14 protein-coding genes are annotated in these 18348 nt (G+C 48.6%); 5 read left to right on the top strand and 9 right to left on the bottom strand.

Annotated elements, in window-relative coordinates; genetic code table 11:
• Window positions 1-105: 105 nt before the first annotated feature.
• The 3 genes from ICL07_RS11375 to ICL07_RS11365 all read right to left on the bottom strand — a co-directional run bounded on the left by ICL07_RS11375 (window position 106) and on the right by ICL07_RS11365 (window position 3841).
• Window positions 106-1875, bottom strand: coding sequence for a DUF885 domain-containing protein (locus ICL07_RS11375; protein ID WP_188088019.1), 1770 nt, complete (start codon window positions 1873-1875; stop codon window positions 106-108).
• Between the two features lie 112 nt (window positions 1876-1987).
• Window positions 1988-3355, bottom strand: a complete 1368-nt coding sequence (locus ICL07_RS11370; RefSeq protein WP_188088018.1) for a 3-keto-disaccharide hydrolase — start codon at window positions 3353-3355, stop codon at window positions 1988-1990.
• Window positions 3356-3469: 114 nt separating this feature from the next.
• Window positions 3470-3841, bottom strand: a complete 372-nt coding sequence (locus tag ICL07_RS11365) for a DUF1801 domain-containing protein (RefSeq protein ID WP_188088017.1) — start codon at window positions 3839-3841, stop codon at window positions 3470-3472.
• Between the two features lie 252 nt (window positions 3842-4093).
• On the opposite strand from ICL07_RS11365, the gene ICL07_RS11360 reads away from it, so the two are divergent.
• The 5 genes from ICL07_RS11360 (at window position 4094) to scpB (ending at window position 11624) form a co-directional block, all read left to right on the top strand.
• Entirely contained in the window at window positions 4094-7096 is a 3003-nt protein-coding gene (locus tag ICL07_RS11360) for a SusC/RagA family TonB-linked outer membrane protein (protein ID WP_188088016.1), read from the top strand.
• Window positions 7097-7121: 25 nt separating this feature from the next.
• Window positions 7122-8744 (top strand): RagB/SusD family nutrient uptake outer membrane protein, encoded by a 1623-nt coding sequence (locus ICL07_RS11355; RefSeq protein WP_188088015.1) that lies wholly within the window; start codon window positions 7122-7124, stop codon window positions 8742-8744.
• A 92-nt stretch (window positions 8745-8836) separates the two neighbouring features.
• On the top strand, window positions 8837-9418 hold the full coding sequence (locus ICL07_RS11350) for a DJ-1/PfpI family protein (RefSeq protein ID WP_188088014.1): 582 nt from the start codon (window positions 8837-8839) through the stop codon (window positions 9416-9418).
• 176 nt (window positions 9419-9594) lie between these two features.
• A complete protein-coding gene (atpG, locus tag ICL07_RS11345; RefSeq protein ID WP_188088013.1) occupies window positions 9595-10479 on the top strand; it encodes an ATP synthase F1 subunit gamma in 885 nt (294 codons plus the stop codon).
• 104 nt (window positions 10480-10583) lie between these two features.
• Window positions 10584-11624 (top strand): SMC-Scp complex subunit ScpB, encoded by a 1041-nt coding sequence (gene scpB / locus ICL07_RS11340; protein WP_188088012.1) that lies wholly within the window; start codon window positions 10584-10586, stop codon window positions 11622-11624.
• 124 nt (window positions 11625-11748) lie between these two features.
• Here scpB and ICL07_RS11335 read toward each other — a convergent pair whose 3' ends face one another.
• The 6 genes from ICL07_RS11335 to pheT all read right to left on the bottom strand — a co-directional run bounded on the left by ICL07_RS11335 (window position 11749) and on the right by pheT (window position 18082).
• Window positions 11749-12537, bottom strand: a complete 789-nt coding sequence (locus ICL07_RS11335) for an SDR family oxidoreductase (protein WP_188088011.1) — start codon at window positions 12535-12537, stop codon at window positions 11749-11751.
• A 3-nt stretch (window positions 12538-12540) separates the two neighbouring features.
• Window positions 12541-13155, bottom strand: a complete 615-nt coding sequence (locus ICL07_RS11330; protein WP_188088010.1) for a 3-keto-disaccharide hydrolase — start codon at window positions 13153-13155, stop codon at window positions 12541-12543.
• 129 nt (window positions 13156-13284) lie between these two features.
• The gene (gene rny, locus ICL07_RS11325) at window positions 13285-14850 is read right to left on the bottom strand and encodes a ribonuclease Y (RefSeq protein WP_188088009.1); all 1566 of its coding nucleotides are present in this window, start codon (window positions 14848-14850) and stop codon (window positions 13285-13287) included.
• A 171-nt stretch (window positions 14851-15021) separates the two neighbouring features.
• A complete protein-coding gene (locus tag ICL07_RS11320) occupies window positions 15022-15315 on the bottom strand; it encodes a cell division protein ZapA (protein ID WP_078669018.1) in 294 nt (97 codons plus the stop codon).
• 19 nt (window positions 15316-15334) lie between these two features.
• Window positions 15335-15643, bottom strand: coding sequence for a hypothetical protein (locus ICL07_RS11315; RefSeq protein WP_188088008.1), 309 nt, complete (start codon window positions 15641-15643; stop codon window positions 15335-15337).
• Between the two features lie 9 nt (window positions 15644-15652).
• Entirely contained in the window at window positions 15653-18082 is a 2430-nt protein-coding gene (gene pheT, locus ICL07_RS11310) for a phenylalanine--tRNA ligase subunit beta (protein WP_188088007.1), read from the bottom strand.
• Window positions 18083-18348: the final 266 nt, after the last annotated feature.

Below are 18348 nucleotides of genomic sequence, written 5' to 3'. Positions count from 1 at the left end.
GAAAATTTTATGGAGGAAGTAAAATTTTGATGAAGGGTGAGTAGGTGACTAAAACAACACCGCCCGGTTGTACAACAACCGGGCGGTACTTTATCAGTATAAACCTTATTGACCATAAAACCTCGTCATCTTTTGCTCCAGCACTGATAACGGCACGCAACCATCTTTCAGCAGCTCATCATGAAACGCAGGAAGACTAAATTTATCCCCCAGGGCTTTGGTATATTTCTCCCGCAGCTCCCTGATCTTGAGTTCACCTATTTTGTAAGACAACGCCTGGCCCGGAATAGCCATGTAGCGCTCAATTTCAGCGACTGCTTCATGTTCGGAAACCGGCTCATTGTCCATCATGTATTTGATAGCCTGTTCGCGGGTCCAGCCTTTATGATGCATACCAACGTCAACGACTAAACGAATGGCGCGATGAATTTCATCGGTCAACCGGCCGAAGTACATATAAGGATCTGTATACAGTCCCAGTTCTTTACCCAGGCTTTCGCAGTAGAGGGCGTAGCCTTCACCGAAGGCGCCTACCCAGGTAAAGCGGCGGAAGGTAGGCAGGGAATCGTTTTCCTGCTGGAGGGAGAACTGGAAATGGTGACCCGGAATAGCTTCATGTAAAAAGAGGCACTCCATGCCGGTATAAGGGAATTCGGCGGCATTCAGGATCGGTACGTAGAAGATACCGGGACGGGAGCCATCCGGATTACCAGGTTGGTATTCCGCAGAAGCGGATGCTGCCCGGAAGGCTTCTGTTTGCCTGATCTCGAATTTGGATTTGGGGAGATGACCATACATTTTTTTAACGCCGGGCATGATTTTATTTTCGATAGCCTTGAAAGAATCAAGGATAGCGCCGGGTGTTTTGAAGATGCGCAGTTTTTTATCGTTGCGTACTTCGGTAAAGAACGCGGGCAGATCGCCTTTGAAACCAACACTGTTTTTCACCGCTTCCATTTCACCACGGATGCGGGCGACTTCGTGTTCGCCGGTAGCATAAATTTCATCTGGTGTTTTGCTGGTGGATGTCCAGGACCTTACCAGGAATTCATAATATTTTTTGCCGTCGGGAATACCTTCAATACCGCTGGTTTTACGGGCTTTAGGCAGGTATTCGGTCTGCATAAAAGTATACAGCCTGCTGTAAGCCGGCAGAATGAATTTTTCGATGGCAGCGGTGTAATCTGTAGCGAGTTGTTGTTTGCTGGCGGCGTCCAGTGAATCCGGCAGCGTTTTCAGCGGAGCATAGAAAACGTTGTCTTTATCTTTCTTAGTCAGTGCCTGTAGTTGTGGTAAGGTTTTAATCACCAGTTTTTCCGGCAGCACGTAGCCGGTGGCGATGCCTTGCCGCATATTGGCGATGGCGGTATCTGCCCAGATAGAGAAACCTTCCATACGATGTATGAAGTTTTCATAATCCTTCTTTGTCTTGAAAGGTTGGGCAGCGGCGCCGGAGCCTAATTGAGCCAGGGTGATAGGCAGGCAGGTGAACTGTTGTACCGGCATCAGATAATCATGATAGGTCAGCGCTTCGCGGTTGAGGCTGAGTTCCCGTTGCAGCATGTCGTAGGTGATACGGTCGTTGCCGGATAATGCGGTGGTATCGATAGCTTTCAGTGCCTCCTGATAGGCGGCATAAAAGGAGTCTGCTTTATGCCGGTAAGGAGCGCCGATATCAACAGGCAGCTGATCGTTGTATTTCATTATCCCATTGAAAGTGGCTTGAATCGGTTGCAGGGCCATATTACCTTCGTAATAGCGCTCTGCCAGTTGATGCAGCGTGTCCCCCGAAGCCCGTGTGTTGCTTTGCGAGCCTTTCTGCTGGCAGGAGACAGCCAGCAAACTGCCTGCTAACAATAAAGTGGCGTATTTCATGTTGTGTGGATTAGGCAGACAATTTAACGAATCCTGAAAACAAAAAAGCATTCCGAAGAATCGGAATGCTTATTTAGAACAGTGAACAATGAAAAAAAAGATAAAAAATATTTTATTTCAATACTTTGATACGAATGCTTTTGAAGTATACCTCATTACCATGATCCTGTAGCAGGATGTGTCCTACCGGCCATAAACCAAAATTCTTCCAGTTTTTGTATTTGCTGATCGCCACCAGATCTTTGAAGGCTTGGGAGCCCCGTTCATATTCCAATACTTTAAAACCGTTCAGCCAGTGTTCGACGTGGTTATTTGGATACACAATAATACGACCTTTGTTCCAATCTCCAATAGGTAGCAGGGCACGTTTTTCCTGTTTTCTTGTCATGAGATCGTAAAGTGAGGCTAGTGTCCGGTTCCCTTCGCGTCCCAGCTTGGCATCCGGGTGCTTTTCGTCGTCCAGCACCTGGTATTCCAGCCCGATGGCAGACTTACCCCCTGTTTCGTATGATTCATTTACGAAATATTTAACCCCGCTGTTCGCGCCAGGCGTGAGTTTGAACATAAACTCCATTTCAAAAGCGCCATATTCCTTTTCGGTAACGATATCACCGCCGCTGCCTTCTTCGTCTCCATTGGAGTGCATGATGGACAGTTCTCCGTTCTGGATATGCCAGCCTTTGGTGGGGAAAGTCTTCTGGTAGGCGCCTCTCCAGCCCTTGGAGGTTTTGCCGTCCCATAGCAGCTGGAAACCGTTCTTCTGCTGTTGACCGGAAACGGTGTTATCCACATTATTCACCACATAGATTTTATCATAGGGGGAATATTGGGAAGCTGCCGGTTTATCGATAATCCGGATATTTTTCCAGTAAATATGTTTGTTCTCGTCGGCTGCGTTTTTGCCGATACCATGTACCTGCAGAGCGATGAAACCTTTAGGAAGGGAAGTGTCCACCAGATGGGCGGTAGGAACGCCATTCACCCAGGTACGGATCTCATTGCCGCGGCATTCGATACGGTATTTATTCCAGTCGGTGGGTTTAAAGGCATTTTGCCCGGCAGGATTCAATTCCATCGGGTATTGCCAGCCCCGGCGGCCTTCTTCGTAAATACCGCCGCTCCATTTGCGGTCCGACGGATCTATTTCCATCTGGTAGCCAAATACACGGCCACTCTGATAGTCTTCGCGGCTCTGGCTGCGGAACTGGATGCCGGAGTTAAAAGGCGCCCCCAGTTTGAATTCCAGTTCCAGGATAAAGTCCCCGTAGTCCTTGTCGGTAGCCAGGAAGGAATTGGGCGTGTTGGTGACCGTGGTACCCACTATCTGCCCGTCTTCTACATTATACACGGCCTTACCTCCCAGCTGTTTCCAGCCTTTCAGGTCTTTACCATTAAAAAGTGATTGCCACTGGCCCTTTTGCGCAAACGTGCTGCCATACATCAAAAGCAGGCTGCCGCATAATAAAATCGTCTTTTTCATAACTTTATACCGGAATGAGGATGTCAAAATAATCAATGAATTTGATTTTTACAACCGATTGCAAAAGAAAAAAATTTCAAAAGTGGGTATGGTTGAGCCGGTTTTTTGAAAAAATCACTTTTTCCCCGGCTTTTTTACGTGCTTATACAAAGCGAACACTTGTTTTAAAATTAGCCGGATCTTTTTCATCGGTAGGTCCTGTTCGGGGTCCAGTAATAATATTTTCATCCGGGCCCTTTTTTCGGTTAATAAATCAGGATGATCGATTTTATTTCCTTCCACTATGCCCAGGTAAGGCTGTCCGTATTTTTTATGGACCCACAAATAACAACACATTTTACCATTGTAATAATACATCGGCATACCGTATTTCCAGTTCTCCGTTAAACATTTATCTGCTTTCAGCAGGTAGGCCCGCATGAATTCCAGGCAGCTCCTGAGTGGCTCCGGTTGTTGTAAAAAATAATTGTCGATTGGTCGTAACATAAGCGCAATATAAACATCTCCCTTATCATGGCTCATCTTTCAAAAAATGATCGTTAATCTTCCTGCTTAAAGAATTTCTATCCGGAAACTCCGTATCCTGTTTGTTATCAGTACTTTTCACAGCCTCAGCGTTTCAAACCGGCAAAAAAATCGCAATCCTTTATTGCAATCGTTTGCATCTCTGCAAATAATTATTATTTTGAGCTGGATAAGTTGTAGCCCAATTACCATTTTTGAAAAACTGATAACGTTATGAATAGGATTTCACGCTTATGTTTTGCAGCGCTATGCCTGCTGCTATGCCATCAGCTCACTCAGGCACAATCGAAACAGGTGGAGGGTAATGTACTCGCCAAAGATAAAACTCCCCTGGTAGGTGTGACGGTAGCGATAAAAGGTGGTACTGCCGGTACACAAACCGATCCCAACGGACATTTTAAATTACAGGTGCCCAACGCTGCCAATGCGGTACTGGTCTTCTCTTTTATCGGGTATATCCGGCATGAGGAACCTGTTGGTGGCCGTGGCGTGGTGAGCATCACCCTGGAAGAAGACCAGAAAAAACTGGATGAAGTAGTGGTGGTGGGCTACGGTCAGCAAAAGAAGAAAGATGTGACGGGGTCTATCGCTTCTGTCAGCGGCAAAGCTATCCAGGAGGTACCGGTCACCAACGCGCAGCAAGCATTACAAGGCCGCACACCGGGTGTGGATGTAGTCAGCAACAGCGCAAAACCCGGCGATGAGCCTACCGTGCGCATCCGTGGTACCCGCTCCCTGCAGGCCAGCAACGACCCGCTCTATGTAATAGATGGGATTCCTTACTCCGGCAGCCTTAACGATATCGGTCCGGGTACCATCCAATCCATGGATATCCTGAAAGATGCCTCTGCTACCGCTATCTACGGTTCCCGCGGCGCTAACGGCGTGGTACTTATCACCACTACCCGTGGTAAAGCCGGCCGGCCGGTGGTAAGCTATTCTGGCTCCTACGGCATGGTGAAAAACCTCGGTCAAACAGATCTGATGAACGGCGCCCAGTTTGCGGAAATGCGCCGGGAAGCAAATCGTACTATCGGCAAATACAACGACGCCGACCCCGACGCTTCGGATAAAGCCATCTTCGTGCCGCTGGAATATGAGGGTATTAAGAAAGGTACCAACACCGACTGGCAGAAACTGATGCTGTCTACCGGCTATCAAACCAATCACTCCCTGGGTGTTAATGGCGGCACTGAGAAAACAAAATATGCGATCGGTCTGGGTTACTTCAAAGATCAGGGCGTATTGAAACTGCAAGGCTACGAGCGGTATAATATCAACATCAGCCTGGACCAGATGATCGGTTCCCGCGTGAAAGTGGGCGCTACCGTGCTGGCATCCTACAGCAACCGCAAAGGCGAAACCTATAACGGTATCAACAATGCCCTCCGTATGCTGCCCATTACATCCCCTTATGATGATAAAGGGAACCTCATCACTTTCCCTAACGGAGACAGTAACCTGCCCAATCCTTTGCTGGATTATGTAGATGGTACGCGTGTGGAAAACCGCAAACGTTTTCGTCTTTTCACCAGTTTGTATGGAGAAGTGGAAATTACCGACGGACTCAAATACCGCCTGAACGTTGGCCCGGATATCTCGCAATACAACTACGGCCTGTTCCAGGGCAAAAAGAACTTTGACCTGCTGATTGGCGGAGGCGATGCTACTGCGTCCAAAACCAGCGGTGAAACGATTGCATATACAGTGGAAAATATCCTCACCTACAATAAAACATTCAACAAAAAACACAATATCGGTTTTACCGGCTTATACAGTGTGCAAAGGCAACGTGGTGACAGCTCCACCGCCAATGTACGCGGCGTACTGGTAGAATCACAGGAGTACTACAACCTGAGCAATGCCATGAATGTGACCGGCGTAGGCAGCAGTCTCGGTACCTGGACTATCCTCTCTTACATGGGCCGACTGAACTACGGTTACGATGACCGCTACCTGGTGACCCTTACCCTGCGTGCCGACGGATCTTCCCGCTTCGCATCCGGCCATAAATGGGGATACTTTCCTTCTGTGGCTGCCGCCTGGAATATCACCGGTGAGCAGTTCCTGAAAGAAAGCCGGAATATCAACCACCTGAAACTGCGTGCCAGCTACGGTCGTATAGGCAATACCGGTATAGACCCTTATGTTACACAGGGCCTGTTGTCCCGCATCCCCTATTCCTTCGGCGGGAAAGGCGTTCTGGGATATACGCCGCTGTTACTGCGCAATCCTAACCTCACCTGGGAAACTACTACCTCCTTTGATGCAGGGCTGGATTTCGGATTCTTCAAAGATCGTTTAACCGGTACCGTAGATTTTTATAAACAGAAAACCACGGATCTGCTGATGCCTTTCCTGTTGCCTTTCAGTAATGGTTTCAACAGCGTACTGCAAAACGTGGGCGCTACCAGCAATACCGGCTGGGAACTGGGTTTGTCCGGTATTATCATCGATAATCCCAAAGGTTTCAACTGGACGATGGACGTTAACTTCTCCCGTAACCGCTCTAAAATCCTGGAGCTGATGGACGGCAAACAAGCCGATATCGGGAACGCATGGTTTGTGGGACAGCCTACCTATGTGTATTACGACTACAATAAAATCGGCATCTGGCAAACGAATGATAAAACCGATGGATTACAGTTCAAGCCGAACCCCGGAGAAATTAAGGTAGAAGATACCAACGGCGATGGTAAAATCGATGCCAGCGACCGTAAAATACTGGGTACCCCGCAGCCGGACTGGACAGCCGGTATGACGCAACGCTTCTCTTATAAAAACTTTGAACTGTCAGTGGTGGCCTTTGCCCGTGTAGGTGGTATGATCAAAAGTGATTTCTACCAAAACACCAATACCCTGTTTGGCCGCTTCAATAACCTGAACGTTAACTACTGGACACCTTCCAATCCGACAAACGATTTCCCACGGCCTAATGCCAACCAGGAAAGACCGGTGAACTATCAGTCACTCAGCTATTTCGATGCTTCCTTCTTTAAGATCCGGAATATCTCTCTTTCCTATGCATTGCCGGAAGCTACTGTCAAACGTATGCAGATGCAGGATCTGCGCTTTAACGTAAGCGTAAAACAACCGCTCATCCTGGCGCCTTACCGGCAGAAATACAAAGGAGTAGACCCGGAAGATGTGAACGTAATTGGTATAGACGCACCCGCCACCTGGATGTTACAGTTTGGCATAAATGCACGGTTCTAGTTTTTTTTAATCAAAAACATTCATCATGAAAAATATTTTGTGGGCAATAGCATTGGTAGGAATCGCAGGCTCGGGATGTAACAAGATGCTGGACGAGAAGGTTGTCACCAATCCGACCGATGATTTTTATAATACCCGTAATGGCTTCAATACCGCTGTCAACGCCGGTTACGCCGGTATGCGTATTTTCTATAGTACAGAAAGAGGGATGACCCTCACCGATGTAGGCATAGATACCTACACCAATGGTTCCGATGGTAACTTTAAGTTTGCCAATCAGTATACGCCGCAGCTGGATGCCCGTTACGACCATGTAAAAGAACTGTGGAACGGATTGTATCAATCCATCAACAACTGTAACGTAGTCGTAGACCGCGCCGGCCAGGTGGCAGACCTGGATTCGGCCAGCAGGGTGAAAGGCGTGGGAGAAGCGCTGTTTTGCCGGGCGCATTATCATTTCCTGTTGATGCAGACGTTTGGCAACATACCCATACGGATACACGAAAACAAGGAAATTAACACTGCCGCTACACGTGATAGTACCAAAAAGGTATATGAAACCATCATCGATGATCTGACCAAAGCGGCGCAGTACCTGCCGCCTACGCAGTCCGACTGGGGCCGTGCCACCAAACCCGCTGCGGAGCACCTGTTGGCCAGGGTATACCTCACCCGTGCTTCTTCGCCCGATGCGCAGCCGGATGATTATGCCAATGCAGATAAATTCGCCGAAGGCGTGATCAAAAACTACGGTTTTAAACTACTGGACGATCCGGCTAAAGTGTGGGCACAAGGCAATGAAAACAATACCGAAACCATTTTCGCCGCACAGTACACCACCGACCCGCTGTATGCGTCGCCGGATAACAATGCCTGCCGCTTTTTCCTGATGCAGTACGATGTATTGAACGGTATGCAGCGCGACCTGCCCAACGGCACACCCTGGAAACGTTTCCGTCCTACCGCTTTCCTGCTCGATACCCTTTACAAGGAGCGGGTGTATGATACCCGTTACGAGAAATGGTTTACCACTGTCTGGTTTGTGAATAAACCGGTTACCACGCCCTGGGTGATGAACCTGGGCGATACCGCGGTGTATATGCCTGGCCGGCCGGTAACACCTGCCGAAGTGAGCAGCAAACACTATCTGCTGGTAGGTTCCGATAAATACACAGAGAAACTGTACCCTTCGCTGAATAAGTTCGCCGATGCCCAGCGGCCGGACAACCAGGCTTCCGGTGTAAGACCTTTTATCGCCTTCCGCCTGGCAGAAACCTACCTCATTGCAGCCGAAGCCCTATATAAGCTGGGTAACACCCAGGGCGCGGCCGATATGGTGAACGTAGTGCGGATGAGAGCCGCCCGTCAGGGGACTACACCGGCCGAAACACAGGCCAATCAGCTGGCGATGCAGGTATCCGCATCTGCTATCAACATCGATTTCCTGCTCGATGAAAGAAGCCGGGAACTGGTAGGAGAGCAACTGGCCTGGTTTGACCTGAAACGGACGGGCAAATTGCTGGAAAGAGTCCGCAAACACAACCCGCAGGCAGCTGTCAATATCGATGCCCATCATCTGCTGCGGCCTATTCCGCAGGACCAGATAGACCGGTCATCGACGCCTTTCCCGCAAAATCCGGGGTATTAATTATTTCTTAACAGTCGCGCCGGGCAAAACGTCCGGCGCGACTGCTTTTATCCCGTTTTTTATGTATATTGAAGCAATTAAAAAAACAATATATGGCACAGAAGAAGATTTTATTACTGACGGGAGATTTTGCGGAAGACTATGAAACCATGGTCCCTTTCCAGATGTTGCAAATGATTGGGCATGAAGTACACGCGGTATGTCCTGATAAGGCTGCCGGTGATAAGATTAAGACCGCCATTCATGATTTTGAAGGAGATCAGACCTATACGGAGAAACCGGGTCATGGTTTTGTGCTGAATGCCTCTTTTGCGGATGTGGCCGGAGCTGACTACGATGCGCTGGTGATTGCCGGTGGTCGTGCGCCGGAATATCTGCGCCTCAATAAAAACGTGATTGAGCTGACGCGGCATTTTTTCCTGGAAGATAAACCGGTAGCTGCGGTATGTCATGGTATCCAGATTTTGACTGCGGCAGATGTGGTACGGGGTAAAAAACTAACGGCTTATCCGGCTGTAGCGCCGGAGGTAACTGCTGCCGGTGGCACCTATGTATCTGTTAATGTAACAGAAGCCGTAGTAGATGGTAAACTGGTAACGGCGCCGGCATGGCCAGCCCATCCACAATGGATTGCGGCATTTCTGCAGGTACTGGGCACTACCATTACATTGTAATTTTAATTTTTTTGTATTTAATTGATTTTTAATCGTTAAAAGAAAGATTTAATTATCTCTTTAACGGATTTTCAAATTATACCTTCATTGCTTACCTTTGCAGCCAAATTCAGGAAATCAACTGCCTGGATGCATGATCGTCAAAGTAATTTGTCATTCGTAATTGATTAAAATATATGTCCGGACAGCTTAAAGAAGTTCGTAACCGAATCAAATCTATTCAATCTGGTCAGCAGATCACCAAAGCCATGAAAATGGTAAGTGCTGCTAAATTAAGACGTGCACAGGATGCCATCTTACTGATGCGTCCGTACGCCTTGAAACTCCAGGAAATGTTGCAGAATATTGTTTCCAACAGCGAAGGCAATATCAACACTCCCCTGGCTGCACAACGTGAGGTTGAAAAAGTACTGATTGTGGTAATTACTTCCGACAGAGGTCTGTGCGGAGCCTTCAACTCCAACCTGATCAAAACTGCCAAACGCGTGATCCGTGATAAATACCAGGAGCAGTTTGAACAGGGTAAAGTAGAGATACTGCCTATCGGTAAAAAAGGCTACGAGCATTTTGCCCAGAACGGTTATAAAGTAATCGACAAATACTGGCAGCTGTTCGGCAGTCTTACTTTCGAAAACGTAAAAGACGCCGCTTCCGTAGCACTGAATGGTTTTATCGACGGTACTTACGATGCAGTAGACATCATTTACAGCGAATTCAAAAATGCTGCTACCCAGGTGTTTGTATCTGAACAGTTCCTGCCAATCGCAAAAGTGGAAAACAAGGAAGACAGCAACCTGAAAGCTGACTTTATCTTCGAACCACAGAAAGAGGTACTGATCTCCGAGCTGATGCCGAAAATCCTGAACACCCAGTTCTTTAAAGCGGTACTGGACACCCATGCTTCTGAGCATGGCGCCCGTATGACAGCCATGGATAAAGCTACTGAAAACGCTCAGGAACTGCTGCGTACCCTGAAAATCTCTTACAACCGCGCCCGTCAGGCTGCCATCACCACCGAGCTGACTGAAATCGTGAGCGGTGCTGCTGCACTGGCAGGTTGATAACACTACGTCAACACTGAATATTGAAATATTTTCAGATTAGGGTCAAAGACTGTATTTTCGGTCTTTGACCTTTTTTTGTCATTCACACTTCTGATAGCAACATGGAAATATCACAGCTCATCCCACATGTGGAAGCACTAATTTTTGCAGCCGATCGGCCCTTACCCCTGCTGGAAATAGTGGAGTTGCTCAATAACGCGCTGGCATTCCTGGAAGACCGCGCCACACTGGAGCAGGTAGAAGCAGCCATGGAAGCGATCAGGGAGAAATACAGCTCCGAATTTTATGCCTTCGAGATCAGAAGCAGCGGCGGCGGCTACCAGTTCATGACCAAAAAGGAATATTATCAGACCGTTGCCCAGCTCAATGGTGATAAATTCCTCAAACGCCTGTCTACTGCCGCCCTCGAAACATTGGCTATCATCGCCTACCGTCAACCTATCTCCAAAGGTGAAATCGAATACATTCGCGGGGTAAGTACCGATTATTCTATTCAGAAACTGCTGGAAAAAGAACTGATCGTGATTTCCGGCCGCAGTGAAGACCTGCCCGGTAAACCGCTTCTGTACACCGTTTCCCGTTCCTTTATGGACTATTTCGGCATCAACTCCGCGGCTGATCTGCCCAAACTCAAGGAACTGTTTGAAGAAGAGCTGGTGCAACCCACCCTCATCAACGATGATACCGCCACTATCGGCCGGGGTGAAACTGCCCAAACACCGGAAACCAATCACTCCATGATGGTCTCCGAAGATGGCGAACTGCTGGACCCCGACCACGAACTGGAAAAACTGGAAACCCCGGAAGTGCCAGCCGCGGAAGATGAAGATGCAGAACCCGATGATGAAAGCATCGCTTTCGATACCTACGTGGAAGAGGAAGAAGATACCACCGAGGAAGCCCCTGCGCCGGAAGATGCAGCCACTCCCGAGGCTTCCGCTCCCGGTCCCGAAGAAGAACCGGCTGAAGAGCCTGACGATATAGACGAACACGCAGACGAAGATCCTGATGGCATGGTGGAAGATGCTATGGAACTACCTTCGGAAGATGATGAACCGTCCACGGAGGATGAATCTTCAATGGAAGAAGATGAAGATGAAGATGGAAGTGCAACCGGCGAAGATACTGATAAAAAAGACTAACATAACAGCCTGCGTAAGCAGGCTTTTTTATGCGCTTCGCGCGATTGTTTACTATTGAATGGTTATACTTTGCCAATTGAAGACAGTTGTACTTTCATCAAATAACCAAATAACCAAATAGTTTTCAGTTCCCTTTCCGGGCAATAAAATAAAACAAGGGTGGAAAGAATCTCTTGAACCACAGTAGTATCCTTTCTTCCCGGGCGATCAGGACTTGTTTTTTTCGTTTACGCATGGCCGTGATAATGCGGCGGGCGCATTTTTCTACAGGGATGCCATGGGCCTGGCCGGGGTCCATTTTGCCGAAGGGGGAACCGTCTGCCGTGATGGCGGCATAGGTAATGGGCGTGTGTATACGGCCCGGACAAACGATGGTGGTATATAGTTGCGGGATGGGTTGTTCTGTTTGCAGGGTTTCGAAATAACCTTGCAGCGCGTGTTTGGCGGCATTATAGCCGGAGCGCCAGGGATAGCCCATGAGGCCGGCCATACTGCTGATGACAACGATTTGTCCGTGTTGTTGCTGCTGAAAATAAGGCAGCAGGGCTTTGGTGAGCATCATGGGACCGAAGAAATTCACTTCCATGAGTTGCCGGATAGCGGATACCTGGGTATCTATCAGTTTGGAGCGTTGGGTAACGCCGGCATTGTTGATGAGTACATCTATGCGGCCATAGCATTGCCAGGCTTTCTGAGCGCCTTCTTCCACCTGTCGGGGGACGGTGATGTCCATGGTCAGGATCTCACAGAAGGGGGTGTATTGCAGGCATTCCTGCTGTATGGCCTGTAGTGTTTCCTGCTGTCTGGCAGCGAGTATCAGCCGGGCTTTCTCCTGCGCTAATAAAAGCGCCAGCTGCCGGCCTATACCGGAGCTGGCGCCTGTAATAAAAATTACCTGGTCCTGGTATGACATATATTATCCTTTCAGGGGAACCAGTTTAATATTTTTCCATCTTACCTTGATACCGCCACCGGAGTGAATTTGCAGGGCAATCTGGCCATCGATGGCGCCGATTTTTTCGTCTTTCAGGGTGATCATTTCATGACCATTGAGCCAGGTGGTTACCTGATCGCCGTCTACACGCACTTTCATGGTGTTCCATTCGCCCATTTTCAGGTATTTTTCTTTTTCAGCTTCCGGTTTGATCAGCCATCCGCGGCCATAGGATTCGTAGATACCGCCGGTGTGCATATTAGGTGGCGCTACTTCTGCCTGCCAGCCTGCGATTTTGGTGCCTTCCAGGGAAGAGTGGAAAAACACGCCGCTGTTGCCATTGGCTTCCTGTTTGAACTGGACAGTCAGCTCAAAGTTTTTGTATTTATTATCCGTAGCGAGGTAGCCGTATTCTTTATCCGGGCCGCTTTCGCAGATTAATTCACCCTTTTCTACATACCATTTTTCGGTACCGTGTATTTTCCAGCCGTCCAGGTTTTTACCATTGAACAGGGATTGGGCTTTTTGTGCAAATGTACTGCTGGTGCCCAGTACGAGGGCGGCGCCCAGTACAAATTTTAAAATAGACCGCTTCATATAGCTTATTGGATTTTGAAATGAGTTTAAACGTGGTTGTCCGTTGTTCACCGGAATAAAAAAAGTCCCCCGGTATTACCGGAGGACTCCAATATAATATCAAAATTCCAGATATCTAAATCAGAATGATTAGCGGGCGATGTTAACCGCACGTTTTTCGCGGATAACAGTCACTTTGATCTGACCGGGGTATTGCATTTCGGTCTGGATTTTATTCGCGATTTCGAAGGATAAGCGGTCAGCGTCGTTGTCGGACACTTTATCACTTTCAACGATAATACGCAGTTCTCTACCAGCCTGGATAGCATAGGCTTTTTCCACACCGTCGTGTGCCAGGGCCAGGTTTTCCAGGTCTTTGATACGCTGGAGGTAGCTCTGCATGATTTCACGGCGGGCGCCTGGACGGGCGCCGCTGATGGCGTCACAAGCCTGAACGATCGGAGAAATCACGTATTGCATCTCCATTTCATCGTGGTGGGCGCCGATAGCGTTTACCACAGCGGCGTGTTCGCCATATTTTTCAGCCAGTTTGGCGCCGAGGAGGGCGTGGCTCAGTTCTGTTTCTTCGTCAGGCACTTTACCAATGTCGTGCAGCAGACCTGCGCGTTTAGCCAGTTTAGGGTTGAGGCCCAGTTCGGCAGCCATTACGGCACAGAGGTTAGCCGTTTCTTTGGAGTGCATCAGCAGGTTCTGACCGTAGGAAGAGCGGAAACGCATCTTACCTACCAGGCGTACCAGTTCTTTATGCAGGCCGTGGATACCCAGTTCAATCACTGTTCTTTCACCGATGTCCATTACCTGTTCTTCCAGTTGTTTCTTGGTTTTTTCCACCACTTCCTCGATACGGGCAGGGTGGATACGGCCATCCTGTACCAGGCGCTGGAGAGACAGACGGGCTATCTCACGACGCAGCGGGTCGAAGGAAGACAGTACGATCGCTTCCGGGGTGTCGTCTACGATGAGATCTACACCGGTAGCGGCTTCAATAGCACGGATATTACGTCCTTCACGGCCGATGATCTGACCTTTGATTTCGTCGCTTTCCAGGGTAAACACGGTAATGGTGTTCTCGATGGTTTGCTCGGCAGCGGTACGCTGGATGGACTGTATAATGATTTTCTTAGCTTCTTTGTTGGCTTTCAGCTTGGCATCTTCAATGATCTCCTGGATATGGGACAGCGCCTGGGAACGGGCTTCCTCTTTCAGGCTCTCTACCAGCTGGTGTTTGGCTTCTTCAGCCGTGAGACCGGCCACTTTTTCAAGGCGGCGGATATGCTCTTCCTGGTGTTTTTCCAGTTCTGTACGCTTAATGGTCACCAGTTCCATCTGGCGGTTCAGGGTTTCCTTGATCGCGTCGTTTTCGTTGATTTGTTTCTGGAGCTGCTCGTTTTTCTGATTGAGGGACAGCTCTTTCTGTTTAATACGATTTTCAGATTCTGATATTTTCTGGTTGCGCTGCATGACTTCCTTCTCATGCTCACTCTTCAATTGCAGGAATTTCTCTTTGGCTTCCAGCAACCTGTCTTTTTTAAGATTTTCAGCGCTTACCTGTGCATCGGCAATGATTTTTTTAGCCTGTTGATCAGCTTCATCAATTTTTTGCTGTGTGTTTTTGGCAAATATCACCTTACCTAGCACTATTCCTATGATCAATGCCACTACCGCAGCTATTGTCGTATAAAGTGTAACATCCATATGAATTATTTATACTTGATTTATATAGTATCCTCATACCCAAGTCACTGCTAAAACGCGACAGGGGCGAGAACTGACCCGCGAAAATACAAAAAATTAGCAGTAAAGCGTGTTTAATACGTGATAATTAACGAATTAGCTAAGTCGTTGTTTAGCAATGAGTAAAGTGGTTTAACCCAATGCCTGGTTGATGATTTCTTCCAGCTTTTCCAGTTTCTCCTGCAGGAAGGGGGCAGTAACGGCTTGTGCCTTGCCGCCGCTGGTGCCCGGGTGGGTAGCGTACATAATGAGGGCCATAGCAATATAGTCCTGCTGGTCTTTACCAGCATAGGCTGTTTTAAAGTCAACAATTTTCTCATTTACCTCCTTCATAATACGGCGTACTTCCTCCTCTTCTTCCGGCCGTATTTTGATCCGGTAAGAGCGGTCAGATACCACAATATTGATGGGAATGAGTTGTTCCATATGTTGAAATTATTTTATGTCAGCCGTTTAATAAGGCGATGCACCGGTCAATTTCTTTGATATACTCATTGATTTTGTTCCGGATTTCCTTTTTAAAGGCTGCGTCCTCTGTTGCTATAGCGGTGCCTCCCTGGGCGGTAGCTGCGATCCTCGACAGATGCAGTTTGTCTTCCATTGCCTGAATGGCCAGCGTTTGCTGTTGCAGTGTTTGCTGTTGTTGGTTGATTTCTTCTTTGAGCAATACATTCTCCGACTGCACCTGGTGTAATCTTTTTACCAGCAGTTGTAGTTTTTCTTCTACCCGTTGAATGTATTGCTCTAATACCATGTTGACTTTTTATCTGCGTATTTCTGCTTGTAACTGTGTTTCAAAAGTCTTTACCAGTTTATCCATTACCCCGTCAATTTCCTTGTCAGTCAAGGTTTTTTGGGTATCCAGGAAGGTAAAGCTCACAGCATACGATTTTTTATTGGCTCCCAGCTTCTCGCTTTCGAACACGTCGAAAAGGTTGATATCCCGGAGCAGTTGGGATTTCACGGCACGGGCAGCGGCCTCTACGGCAGCAAACCGCACCTGTTTGTCCAGCACCAGCGCCAGGTCCCTCCTTACAGCAGGGAAGCGGGGTATTTCCTTGTAAAAGTTATCACTTTTTTGTAACAGTCCGAGTATTTTATCCCAATTAAAGATGGCATACCATACCGGCTGTTTAATATCGAACTGCTTCAGTTTCTGTGTGGTAACACCTCCCAGGGTAACTACCACCTGGTTTTTTACCTTGATTTCCCAGGCCGGTTGCAGGTCGGCAGCGGTGCTTTCCGCCCACTGCAGCTGCTGGTAACCAAGCTGTTTCAGTACGTTGATCACAAAACCTTTCAGGTCGTAGAAGTCAGCCGGACTGTTTTTCTGCATCCAGGTCTCAGCCGTTCTTTTACCGGTGAGGTATAATACAAGGTGATTGGTTTCAGCATAGCCCTTCTCTATAACCCGGTAAGTTTTACCGAATTCGAAGAAGAACAGGTCTTCGTTCTTACGGTTGAGGTTGTAGGAGATGCTTTCCAGGCCGGTTTCCAGCATGGAAGGGCGCATCACGTCCAGCTCTACGGTAAGGCTGTTCATCATTTTCACGGTATGCTCCAGTATCTCCGGCGTGTAGTACTTGCTGTTGGTGATGGAGTTGGTGAAAATTTCATTGAAGCCGTTGCCGGCGAGGTAGTTCGCTATTTTCTCCCGAACGCCTTCCTCATCAGGATGGGCAGAGAGGGACGGGGCGATAGTGACATGGGAAGGAATTTCGATATTATCGAGTCCGTCTATCCGCATTACTTCCTCTACCAGGTCAGCCGGCAGGCTGATGTCAGGTTTGCTGAAAGGTACGGCTACACGAAGTTTTTCCGGTGTTTCGGAGATAATATCGAAGCCCAGGCTACGCAGGATATTTTTGATTTTTTCCGGTGCATAGGCGCTGCCACTGAGTTTTTGTATATAAGCGTAGGTGGTTTCCACCTGTGTTTTCACTTTCGGCGCAGGGTACACATCCGTGATACCGGAAGCCGCTTTACCGCCTGCGAGTTCACAGATGAGGGCTGCAGCGCGTTGCAGGGCGAATACCACGTTGGAGATATCCACGCCTTTTTCAAACCGGGTAGCCGCATCGGTACGGAGACCGTGGCGGAAAGAAGTGGTACGGATACCGCCGGCAGCAAAGAAAGCACTCTCCAGGAAAATGTTTTGGGTGCTATCGCTTACACCGGAATGCAGTCCGCCGAACACGCCGGCAATACACATGCCTTCGCCGGCGCCGTTGCAGATCATCAGGTCGGTAGCGTCCAGTTTTCGCTCTTTTTCATCGAGCGTTACAAAAACGGTGTTTTGCGGAAGGTTTTTCACCACCACTGCATTGCCTTTCACGGCTGTAGCGTCGAAGGCGTGCAGTGGTTGACCGGTTTCGTGCAGTACGAAGTTGGTGATATCCACAATATTATTGATCGGGCGTACACCGATGGCCAGCAGATGGTTTTTCAGCCAGTCGGGAGATGAAGCTACGGTTACGCCGGTGATGCTGATACCGCTATAGCGGGGGCATGCATCGGTATTTTCGATGGTCACGCTGATCGGAAGCGGCGCCGCTGCAGCAGGCAGGGCTTTGATTTCCGGCAGTTGTACCTGGTATTTGTGGGTGTGTTCCAGGTTGTTGAGGAAAGCGCATACGTCTTTCGCCACCCCGATATGGCTCATGGCGTCCATACGGTTGGGGGTGAGACCTATTTCGTAGATCCAGTCCTGTACAGGTTTAAATATTTCGCTGGCGGGTGTACCGGGTTGCAGGGAAGCATCCAGCACCATGATACCGGCGTGGCTGTTGCCCAGGCCAATTTCATCTTCAGCGCAAATCATGCCCTGGCTTTCTTCACCACGGATTTTTGCCTTTTTCATGGTCAGGGGCTCGCCGCTGAGCGGGTAGATGGTAGTACCGATAGGCGCTACCACTACTTTTTGTCCGACGGCCACATTGGGGGCGCCGCAAACGATGTGCAGCGGTTCGCCGTTGCCGGTGTTAACGGTGGTCAGTTTGAGTTTGTCCGCATTGGGGTGCTTTTCGGCTGTCAGCACCTCCCCAATCACCAAGCCGGCCAGGCTGCCCTTTACGGCCTCGAACTTTTCGAGGCTCTCTACTTCCAGGCCTATACGTGTCAGGATGGTGGACAGTTCCTCCGGTGTAGGTTTGACCGGTAAATACTCACAAAGCCAGTTGTATGAAATCGTCATTTGTCTGCTTGGTTTATAAAGAAGCGTAAAGGTAAAAAATTACGAGTTACGAATAATCAATTAGAAAGGGGAAGGATAGATTTACCGGGAGATTGCAGGGCAGGTGATCCGGAAGGGTGGATGCACAGTGGTTTTCTGGTTGTTATTTGTTCCGATGCTCCCGCCTGGACACTGTTCCGGCGGTTTGACCGGCACTTTCGGCGCCGATGTGAAAATCTTTTTTACACAATGTGTGTGAATAATCAGACCTTTGCATGTGGTTTTTC

It is taken from the genome of Chitinophaga qingshengii (assembly GCF_014529935.1).
Classification (GTDB): domain Bacteria; phylum Bacteroidota; class Bacteroidia; order Chitinophagales; family Chitinophagaceae; genus Chitinophaga; species Chitinophaga qingshengii.
This window is presented reverse-complemented; position numbering and strand designations above follow the sequence as displayed.